This window comes from Flavobacterium rarum (SeqCode) (assembly GCF_965234445.1).
Taxonomy (GTDB): domain Bacteria; phylum Bacteroidota; class Bacteroidia; order Flavobacteriales; family Flavobacteriaceae; genus Flavobacterium; species Flavobacterium rarum.
On record NZ_OZ248507.1, the window covers coordinates 70720 to 82266 of the forward strand.

Genomic DNA, 11547 nt, shown 5'->3' on the forward strand with positions numbered 1-11547 from the left:
TTATAATGATGGATATTGTTTTTTAAGATTATAAAAAATGGTTTTGCACTGAATAGATTCTTGAATATTGCTACTGTTTGGGATTTATTAAGTACAAACCCGTTGGGTGAAATTATTTTTGACCACATAGAAACATAGAATTTATAGTTTTTAAAAGAAAAAGATAGACGTTTTACTACTCACATAGCTATTCTATGTGTGAAATAGTGCTATTTCTATTTATTCTTTGCCTATTTAGCATCCATCTATGATTCTATGTGGTTAAATTTTTATTTTACTTGAATTTCACCCAACGGGTTAAGTACAATTATAAACCAAATGTTACCTTAAGCAAATTACAATTTTGGTTTGGTTAAATAGATTTGTTCTTTTTTTGGTGCTATACTACCAATTTTATCATTTCTTTAAGAATGATATTTTTAAAATGCTCCAAAGTTTCCATATTGATTTATTAATTTTGCCTAAAAATTATTGGATTATGCAAACAGCCTCTTTTTCGGGTTTTATAAAAGCGATATTTTATATGATCGCTTTCTATTATATATTTAAGTTTTTGGCTAAGTTGTTTTTGCCTATAGTTGTAAAAAAGGTAGTGGAAAAAGCGGGTCAAAATTTTCAACAGCAACAGCAGCAAACTTCTCAGCAATCCACTTGGAAGAAAACACCTAGTAATGATGAAATTATAATCGATACAGCCAATAGTAAAAATCCTCGCGAAACCAAAAAAGTGGGCGATTATGTCGATTATGAAGAGATTGATTGATGATTTAAGATTAACGTTTTTTTGATTTTTTTTAACTTGGTGAAAAAATCAATTTTCTTCTGTAACGTAAATTAAATCATTAATCCTTATTATTGCTAATTAAAATTGTTCTCGTTTCTTCGGGACTAAAATCTGAAATCAAAAATCGTTAATCTTCAATCTAAAATCTTAATGAAGCAACTTCAAAGGTTCTTTCCGCACGCACTAGCCATTTTTGGTTTTGTTATCGTATCTGCACTTTATTTCTTTCCCGTTTTGCAAGGAAAACAGATTTTTCAATCGGATATAGCTCAATATACCGGAATGGCCAAAGAACAAAATGATTTTAGAGCTACGTATCACGAGGAACCGTATTGGACAAATTCAGCTTTTGGAGGAATGCCAACGTATCAATTAGGAGCCAAATATCCTCATGATTATGTCGGTGCCATCGATGACGTATTGCGCTTTTTACCAAGACCTGCGGATTATTTATTCTTATACTTTCTTAGTTTTTATATTTTAATGTTGGTTTTAAAAGCAGATCCCCTCAAAGCTTTTTTTGGAGCATTGGCTTTTGGTTTTTCTACTTATTTAATAATTATTCTTGGAGTTGGACATAATGCCAAAGCCCACGCGATTGCTTATATGCCATTGGTTGTGGCTGGATTTGTACTAGTTTTTCAACGAAAATTCATTTTAGGAGGATTGCTAACGATGTTTGCAGTGGCTTTGGAAGTAAATGCCAATCACTTTCAAATGACCTATTATTTATTGATATTGTTATTGATTCTTTCCGGGTATTTTGTTTATGAAGGAATCAAATCAAAAGAATACAAGTCTTTATTACATTCTATTGGAACGTTAATAGGTGCCGGAATTATTGCTATTGGAGCCAATTCAACCAATTTGTTAGCAACTGCCGAATATGCAAACTTTAGTACAAGAGGAAAAAGCGATTTAAGTTTCAATCCTGATGGATCCAAAAAGGTTACTGATATGGCAATGACGTATGATTATATCACCGAATATAGTTATGGTATAGCCGAAAGTTTTAACCTGATCGCACCTCGATTGTTTGGAGGGTCCAATAATGAAAAAGTAGGTACAGACAGCAGTATGTTTGAGTTTATGATTTCGCAAGGAGTTCCCGAAGCACAAGCCACAGATTTTGTGTCTGGAATGCCAACGTACTGGGGAGATCAGCCCATAGTATCTGCACCTGCATATATAGGAGCAGTTGTTTTCTTTTTAGCCATTTTGGCTTTGTTTATTGACGATCGAAAAATTAAATATGCTTTCTTAGGTGGAGCAATACTTACATTAATGCTTTCTTGGGGGAAAAATTTTCCTGCATTGACCGATTTCTGTATCGATTATATTCCTATGTATAATAAGTTTAGAGCAGTTTCTTCTATTCAGGTTATTTTGGAATTGTGTTTTCCAGTTTTAGCTATAATGGGGTTGCAATCTTTTTTTAAATTAGAAAAAGAAAAACAATTGAAACCTTTGTTGCAATCGGGAGCTATTTGTTTAGGACTTATTTTGGTATTGTTCCTGTCTAAAAGTTTGTTCAGCTTTTCGGGTGCGAGTGATGGATCTTTTATGGAAAGTTACGGACCTAATTTTGTGGATGCTCTAAAGGCGGATAGAAAATCATTATATAGTGCTGATTTGTTGCGTTCTGGTTTTTTTATTCTTATATCAGCTGGTACTTTGTGGTTGTTTTTTAAAAATAAAATAGCTCAAAACACGGCTATTATTTTGGTGGGTTTATTTATGGTTTCCGACTTGTTTTTTGTAGCCAAAAATTATGTTTCCAACAAAGATTTTATCAGTGCTAGAGAAGTAGAAGTCCCTTTTCAAGAAACACCCGCAGATACTGAGATTCTAAAAGACACAACCAACTATCGTGTTTTTGATATTCAAGGATTAATGCAAGCAAGAACATCTTATTTTCATAAAGCAATAGGAGGGTATAGCGCGGTGAAACCTCAAAGAATACAACAATTATTTGATTACCAAATTGCTAATAATAATTTGGAAATTCTAAATATGTTGAATGTAAAATATGTGATTCAAGTAGACAAGGAAGGAAAGGAATATCCAATTATCAATCCAGATGCCAACGGAAATGCTTGGTTTGTGAATCAAGTTGCGTTGGTTAAAAATTCAGACGAAGAGATGAAAGGGTTGGATAAATTGGATTCTAAAAACGTAGCTGTTGTTAATGAAAATCAGTTTTCAGATATAAAAAATAAAGCTTTCGCTAAAGACAGTTCGGCTACCATAACTTTGGATTCTTATAAACCAAATAATTTGAAATACACTTCGAATAATTCAAAAGAAGGTTTGGCTGTTTTCTCTGAAATGTATTATGGAAAAGGATGGATAGCTCTTGTTGACGGAAAAGAAACTTCAATAATGAGAGCAGATTATGCATTGAGAGCAATTGTGGTTCCTGCAGGAAAACATGCTATAGAATTTAAATTTGATCCTCAAGTTGTAAAAACGGGAGGTGTAATTACGCTTGTCAGTTCTGTAGGAATGTTGTTTCTTTTAATTGGAGGGATTTACTTTGAGAAGAAAAAAAGTAGATAAACATTGTAGAGATACACTGCAGTGCTACTATAATCAACAAAATAAGAAATTGAAATCAGAGTCAAAAAAAATTCTCATCATAACGTATTATTGGCCACCAGCTGGAGGGCCTGGTGTTCAGCGTTGGCTTAAGTTTGTCAAATATTTACCGGATTTTGACATTCAGCCCATTGTTTATATTCCGGAGAATCCAACGTATCCAATTGTTGATGCCAATTTAGAAAAGGAAGTTTCGGATAAAGCGATTATTTTGAAACACAAAATTTTCGAGCCGTATCAGCTGGCTTCGGTTTTTTCTAAAAATAAAACAAAAAAAATCAGTTCAGGTATTATTCCAAATCAGAAAAAGCAAACTTTTTTGGATAAAATGTTACTATGGATTCGTGGGAACTTGTTTATTCCAGATGCTCGGGTTTTTTGGGTAAATCCTTCTGTAAAGTATTTAGAAAAATATATAGTTGAGAATAATATTGATACCATTATCACTTCGGGACCTCCACACAGTTTGCACTTGATTGGATTGGTTTTAAAACAGAAATTAAAAGTTACTTGGTTTGCCGATTTTCGGGATCCTTGGACAACTATAGGGTATCATAAATCATTGCGTTTGTCAACAAGAGCAGAAAGAAAGCACAAAGCGCTTGAATATCGTGTCTTGAATACAGCCGATACTGTTATTGTTACCAGCAAAACGACCAAAACAGAGTTTGAAGCTATTACCAATAAGCCTATAGCTGTTATTACCAATGGTTACGATACCGAAGCTGTTACCAAAGTGACTCTGGATTCTAAATTTAGTTTGGCTCATATTGGTTCCTTTCTTTCAGAACGAAATCCAATTATTTTATGGGAAGTTTTAACGGAACTGCTCCACGAAATTTCTGATTTTAAAAGTCATTTAGAACTTAAATTAATAGGGGCCGTTAGTCAGGAAGTATTGGATAATATTTCTCAATTTAATTTGAACTCCTATTTGAATAATTTGGGATATGTTTCTCATTCGGAAGCAGTGGAGCATCAACGCAATTCGCAAGTTTTGTTGCTTATCGAAATAGACTCAGAAGAAACTAAAAGCATTATTCCTGGTAAATTGTTTGAATATATGGTGTCCAACAGACCTATTATTGCTATTGGTCCAAAAGATTCTGATTTTGCCGAAATTATTACCGGAACCAATACAGGTGTGTTTTTTGAATATACTGAAAAAGAAAAACTTAAAAACACCATCATATCGTATTATAATCAGTTTTTGGAAGGGAAATTACAATCCTATGGTGTAGGTTTGCAAAAATATTCCAGGCAACATCTGACCAAAGAACTGGCACAGTTGATTCATTCTAAAATTTAAGGTATTCCAACTTTAAACTTTTTCAAACCTTAAACTTTTAAACTCCTATTAATGGGCATAGTCTTAAATCAGTCTTTAAAAAACACAATAATTACCTATATCGGTTTTGGAATTGGAGGGATAAATACCATTTATTTATATCCTGTTTTTTTAGGGGCTACTTATTATGGTTTAACAAATTATGTTACGTCTTGTGCCAATGTCATTATGCCATTGTTTGCCATTGGTATGCAAAATACGTTGGTAAAATTCTATTCTCAATATAAAACAGACGAAGAAAGATCTCGTTTTTTATCTTTTACAGTATTATTTCCATTATTATTAATTATTCCTTTTTTATTGTTAGGGTTTTTATTTTTTGATGAAATACTATTTTTCTTATCTAAGAAAAACGCGGTAGTCAAAGGATATATTTGGTTGATACCTGTCATTGGATTGAGTATGGCATATTTCGAAATATTTTATGCATGGGCAAGAGTACACATGCATTCCGTTTTTGGTAATTTCATCAAAGAAGTTGGTTTACGCCTATTTTCTTTGTTATTGTTACTTGGTGTTTATTATAATTGGCTCTCAGTGGAGGGATTTGTTTATGCAACAACAGTCTTATATATTTTAGCCTTTTTGGTCACTATGTTTTATGCATTTAGTATTCAGAAGCCTACTTTTCAGTTTTCAATACCTGCCAATACCAAAGAGATATTAGTATATACTTTTTATATTATTTTATCAGGAAGTGTTGCCAATTTGCTTTTGGATGGTGATAAAATGATTTTGAATCAATATATGAAGATAGAAAACATTGCCTTTTATTCCGTTGCTACATATATTGCTTTGGTGATTTCCGTACCAAGTCGGGCAATGCATCAAATTGTGTATCCTATTACTGCAAAACTAATGCATGAAAACAAGCACGATGAAATGAATATTCTTTATAAAAAAACCTCAATCAATCTACAAATAGTTGGTGGATTTGTGATGCTTTGTATTTTTGTCAATATCGATCAGTTGTATGAAATGGTACCAAAAGAATACAGCGGTGGAATAATGGTTGTTTTTATGATTGGTTTGTCCAAGTATTTTGACTTGATTTTGGGGAACAACAACGCTATTATTTTTAATACAAAATATTATAAAACCGTTTTGTTTTTGGGAGTGGCGCTTGTAGTATTAACAGTAGGCCTAAATATGATTTTTATTCCTCTTTTCGGGATTATAGGCTCTGCTTTTGCAACTTTATTGTCAATAACTTTGTACAGTTTGGCTAAATTGCTATTTGTTGTAAAAAAACTGCATTTGTATCCTTTTACCAAACAAACAGTACATTCCTTGGTTATTACTTTAATAGTTTTTCTATTGTTTTATTTTTGGAAATTTCCAATAAATCAAATTATAGCAATTGGTTTAAAGTCAATTTTGGTAACTATTGTATATGTTTACATCAATTACAAAATGGTTGTTTCGCCTGAGATTAACCAAATTTTGGATGACTTATTCGTAAAATTGAGATTAAAAAAAACGATTAATTAATCATTACATTTCTCACTTAAATTTTTAAATTTTTGGTCGCTTAGTTTTTTTATATTTGTAAGAGATGTTTTTTTGTAAGCTTAATGTAACGATCTCTATTACAGAATTTAATACTAATATATTTTAGCGATGATTAAATTTAAAATAAAAGTATTTTGTTTATTCCTTATTAGTTCGACACTTGTTTTTTCTCAATCTCAAAAGAGTGAAGTGCCTGTTGTTGATAGCATCAAAAAAGAAAAATTAAACAATCAAATAAGCGGTTATCCAGTTGTTCCTTTTAATGATACTTTGTTTTTAGTTTATAATAGAATAGGGTCATTTACAGCAAAGGAAAGAGCAAAAGCAATTAGTAATAGAATTGAATCATTATACAAAGAACCTTATTATGATTCCGATTCTTTGTCATTGATTAAATCCGATATCAGTATGGATATTGTTTATAATAGTGATTTTGTTGTAATGTCTGTTACGGATTTGGATGGCAAAACAGTTGGAAGCAGCAATTTTGAATTGGCTCAAAAAAACCTTGCTATTATTCAGAAAGAAATACTTTTTCAAAAAGAGACTAATGCTACTGAAAATTGGTTAAAACGAATTGGATTAGTGCTGGTATTGATTTTGTTTGTTTTTATAATTGTATTTGCTATAAATAAAATTTTCAGATGGATCAGATTGCTCTTAATCAAGAAGCAAGAGCGCTATTTTTCAGGAATAAAAATCAAAGAATCTTATATTTTTACTCCCGAAAAGGAAATGGAATTTGTGTTGAAGTTTGTACTGTTGATACGTCTGATTGTTTTGCTTTTTGTATTTTATATTTCGTTGCCTGCTATTTTTAGTATTTTTCCAGAAACAAAAATATACGCTTCAACTCTTTTAAAATGGATTTTTTCTCCAGCCAAATCTGCTTTGATGGGATTTGTTCATTTCTTACCTAATCTGTTTTCCATACTAGTAATTGTGGCGTTGTTTCATTATTTGCTGAAAGCCATTAAGTTTTTTGTAGATGAAATTCAGAAAGGGCAAATAAAGATTGAAGGATTTTATAGCGATTGGGCCAAACCAACTTTTAATATCATTAGAGTTTTGGTTTATGCATTTATGGTTGTTGTTATTTTTCCGTATTTACCAGGTTCAAATTCGCCTGTATTTCAAGGAGTATCCGTATTTGTAGGTGTTTTGTTTTCATTAGGTTCTTCCAATGCAATAGCCAATATGATAGCAGGATTGGTTATTACGTATATGCGACCTTTTAAAATTGGTGATTTTATAAAAATAGGCGATGTTAGCGGAACGGTAATAGAAAAAACGACGCTAGTAACTCGGGTTCGTACTCCAAAACAAGAAGATATTACAATACCCAATTCAACGGTTTTGTCCAGTTCTTCCATCAATTATTCTGCCAATGCCAATGATAATGGCAACGGATTGCTAATTCATACAACTATAACGATTGGATATGACACGCCTTGGAATTTGATACATAAAGCACTTATTGAGTCAGCAATGAGAACAGAATTGGTCGAAAAAACACCAACTCCATTTGTGTTGCAGACTAGTTTGGATGATTTTTATGTTTCGTATGAGATTAATGTGTATACCAAACATCCCAACCAACAGCCTCTAATTTATTCTAAGCTTCATCAAAATATCCAAGATTGTTTTAATGAAGCGGGTCTCGAAATTATGTCTCCGCATTACAATTCACTACGCGATGGAAACAAAACTACCATTCCAGAAAATTATTTAGGTAAAGATAACAAGACGCCGAATTTTAATGTAAATAACGATTCTCAACGTTAATTACATAAATACTTGTTAAAATCAATGTCTTGATAAAAAAAATTGTAAGTATAATTGTCTTTATAATTTTAATAAAAACAGTACATCGAGTATTTTTGCAAGTTATTGTTTTTGGTTTTTTTAACTGCTTGTAATATAGTAAATTAGATTTCTGTTATTGCAATATCACGGAAAGTGGGTATTGTTTGTTTATTAGGTTAGCTTTAATTTTGTAAGCATTAATAAGTATTTGTTTAAAGCATATTAAAATAGATAACAAAGATGAAAAATAATTTACTCAATCAAAAAAGGTTAAATCTCTTTACAAAATTGATTTCAAACAAAATTAATGATGGTTTTGTGGTTATAGAAAGAAATGATAAATTACCTTTTACAATTTTGTTTAAAGAAGGTAAGAAATGCAATCACAGGTTAAATTTTTTAGTTAGCTGTGCTACTTTTGGAATGTGGACTTTACCCTGGTTGTATTTGTCTCAGGTGACTTCTAAAGATAAAAAGATTTTGATAGCCATTGATGAAGATGGTAGAGTTTTTGAAGAAAATTGTTATTTGGGATAAGAAGAATAAATTTTCAATTGAATTATATAAAGGTATAATGCGTAAAAGGCCACTGCAATTTTTAATTGTTCAGTGGCTTTTTTGTTTATTATAATGTTTTATAGTTTCTCTTTCAGGTATTTGGCAGTAATTGATTTTTTGTTTTTAACAATTTCCTCAGGAGTTCCAACTGCCAATAATAATCCTCCGTTTTCTCCTCCTTCTGGACCTAGGTCAATAACCCAATCGGCACATTTTATTAAGTCGAGATTGTGTTCTATTACCAAAATAGAATGACCTTTTTCGATCAATGCATCAAATGATTTTAAAAGTTTTTTGATGTCGTGAAAATGTAATCCAGTTGTAGGTTCATCAAATACAAAAAGCGCTTTTTCTTTGGTCGCTCCTTTGACTAAAAAAGAAGCAAGTTTGATGCGTTGTGCTTCACCACCTGAAAGTGTAGAGGAAGATTGTCCTAATTGTACATAGCCCAAACCAACATCTTGCAAAGGTTGTAATTTTTGAGTAATTTTTGTTTGCTTATTTGTTTCGAAAAAAGCTATGGAATCATCAATAGTCATGGTTAAGATGTCGTGAATGTTTTTGCCATCAAAAGCCACTTCAAGAACTTCTTTTTTGAAACGTTTTCCATTACAAGTTTCACACGGTAATTGCACATCTGCCATAAAAACCATTTCGACATTTATAGAACCTTCTCCTTTGCAAGTTTCGCAGCGTCCGCCGTCAACATTAAAAGAGAAATGCTTGGCTTGATACCCTCTTACTTTCGAAAGTTTTTCCTTTGCATACAATTCTCTTATATCATCGTAGGCTTTTATATACGTAACAGGATTGGAACGAGAACTTCTCCCGATAGGATTTTGATCAACGTATTCAATATGTTTTATTTGTGAAAATGAGCCCGAAATTTCACTGAATTGTCCCGCTTTTTCTCCTGCATTGTCCAGTTTTTTCTGCATAGCAGGGAAAAGTATTTTCTTGACCAAAGTACTTTTTCCACTTCCTGAAACTCCTGTAATTACGGTTAAAACATCAAGCGGAAAAGTGACATCTATATTTTGTAGATTGTTCTCTCTGGCACCTTTTATTTCGATAAAATTCTTGAATGGTCTGCGTTTTTTTGGGACAGCAATTTCAAGATTACCATTGAGGTAGCCTGCCGTGAGCGAAGTCGAACGGAGTATTTCATTATAAGTTCCTTGAGCGACTAGATTACCTCCCAAGGTACCTGCTTCGGGACCGATATCAATAATCATGTCGGCCGATTTCATTATATCTTCATCGTGTTCCACCACAATTACAGTATTTCCTAAATCGCGTAAGGATAACAAAACTTTAATTAAGCGTTCGGTGTCTTTTGGGTGTAAACCGATACTTGGTTCATCCAAAATATACATCGATCCTACCAAACTGCTCCCCAGTGATGTTGCTAAGTTAATACGTTGTGATTCTCCTCCAGAAAGTGTTGAAGAATTTCTATTTAAGGTCAAATAATTCAAACCTACTTCGGTTAAAAACGACAATCGATTGTTGATTTCGATTAATAATCTCTTGGCTATTTGTTTTTCATACACGTCCAAATCAATGTTTTCGAAAAAAGTAACCAAATGTTGTATTGGTAAATCCACCAAATCGGATACTGTTTTGTCATTGATTTTTACATACGAAGCTTCAATTCTCAAGCGTTTGCCTTTACAGACATGGCATTTGGTTTTGCCACGGTAACGAGAAAGTATTACTCTATTTTGAATTTTATAATTTTTCTCTTCCAATTCCTTGAAAAAGTCATTCAGACCTTGAAAGTATTTATTTCCAGTCCATATTAACTCTTTTTGCTCTTCTGTTAATTCAAAAAATGGTTTGTGTATCGGGAAATCAAATTTGTAGGCGTTGTTTACCAATTCATCTCGAAACCAACCCATGCTTTCTCCACGCCACGGAAATATTGCGTTTTCAAAAATGGAGAGCGAAGTATTGGGAACGACTAATTCGGCATCGATTCCTATTATATTTCCATAACCTTCACAAACAGGACAAGCCCCATACGGATTATTAAAGCTAAATAAATGTACGTTGGGTTCTAGAAAAGTAATGCCATCCAATTCAAAATTATTCGAAAATGAAAGTCTTTTATCCGAATTTAATTCTTGCAAATAGCAAATGCCTTTTCCTTCAAAAAAAGCAGTTTGCACCGCATCTGAAAGCCGATTGTAAAACTCTTCTTCCTCTTTGACTATAATTCTATCAATGACAAGTAAAATGTCTTTGTGATCCAGAGTGTGTTGCTCTGCAGTGGTGAAATCATCCAAACGAATCATTTCATTATTAATCAAAATTCTGGCGAATCCTTGTTGCAGTAATACTTTTAGTTTGTCTTCGAGTTGACGACCTTCTTCAAGGTGAATAGGAGCTAGGAGTAACCATTTGCTTTCAAGCTCAAATTTTTTGACTTCAGAAACCACATCGGTAACCGTGTTTTTTTTGACTTCTTGTCCAGAAATGGGTGAGTAGGTTCGTCCAATTCTTGCAAATAATAGTTTGATGTAATCGTATATTTCTGTAGATGTCCCAACCGTAGAACGTGCATTGGTGGTATTCACTTTTTGTTCAATGGCAATAGCTGGAGCAATTCCTTTAATGTATTCTACTTTTGGTTTGTCCAATCGACCCAAGAATTGTCTGGCGTAAGAAGATAAACTTTCTACATATCGACGTTGACCTTCGGCATACAAGGTGTCAAAGGCTAAACTTGATTTACCTGAGCCAGAAAGCCCAGTAATAACTACGAGTTTATTTCTAGGAATAGCAACATCTACATTTTTTAAATTATGTACTTGTGCTCCTTTTATAATGATGTTTTTCTTTGGATCGAGTTTGGAAATATCAATTGGCATAAAAAAGTAAATTTTACACAAAAGTACTCAATTTTAAAATGAGAATGGGTTAAGAATTAAATGCAATT

At 32.5% G+C, this 11547-nt stretch carries 7 protein-coding genes; 6 read left to right on the plus strand and 1 reads right to left on the minus strand.

Annotation, left to right across the window (positions count from 1 at the left end; genetic code table 11):
• The first annotated feature begins 478 nt into the window (after positions 1-478).
• From AC8GF4_RS18005 to AC8GF4_RS18030, 6 genes are all read left to right on the plus strand, one after another.
• A complete protein-coding gene (locus AC8GF4_RS18005; protein ID WP_506596744.1) occupies positions 479-763 on the plus strand; it encodes a DUF4834 family protein in 285 nt (94 codons plus the stop codon).
• A 171-nt stretch (positions 764-934) separates the two neighbouring features.
• Positions 935-3343, plus strand: a complete 2409-nt coding sequence (locus AC8GF4_RS18010) for a YfhO family protein (RefSeq protein WP_506596746.1) — start codon at positions 935-937, stop codon at positions 3341-3343.
• Between the two features lie 49 nt (positions 3344-3392).
• The gene (locus AC8GF4_RS18015; protein WP_506596748.1) at positions 3393-4691 is read left to right on the plus strand and encodes a glycosyltransferase family 4 protein; all 1299 of its coding nucleotides are present in this window, start codon (positions 3393-3395) and stop codon (positions 4689-4691) included.
• Between the two features lie 51 nt (positions 4692-4742).
• Positions 4743-6221 carry a lipopolysaccharide biosynthesis protein gene (locus AC8GF4_RS18020; protein ID WP_506596750.1) on the plus strand — a complete coding sequence of 493 codons (1479 nt, stop codon included), beginning with the start codon at positions 4743-4745 and terminating at the stop codon, positions 6219-6221.
• A 129-nt stretch (positions 6222-6350) separates the two neighbouring features.
• Positions 6351-8027 (plus strand): mechanosensitive ion channel family protein, encoded by a 1677-nt coding sequence (locus AC8GF4_RS18025; protein WP_506596751.1) that lies wholly within the window; start codon positions 6351-6353, stop codon positions 8025-8027.
• A 261-nt stretch (positions 8028-8288) separates the two neighbouring features.
• Entirely contained in the window at positions 8289-8585 is a 297-nt protein-coding gene (locus AC8GF4_RS18030) for a hypothetical protein (protein ID WP_506596753.1), read from the plus strand.
• A 98-nt stretch (positions 8586-8683) separates the two neighbouring features.
• Here the strand turns inward: AC8GF4_RS18030 and uvrA are convergent, their stop codons facing one another.
• Positions 8684-11479 (minus strand): excinuclease ABC subunit UvrA, encoded by a 2796-nt coding sequence (gene uvrA, locus AC8GF4_RS18035; protein ID WP_506596754.1) that lies wholly within the window; start codon positions 11477-11479, stop codon positions 8684-8686.
• Positions 11480-11547 lie beyond the last annotated feature (68 nt).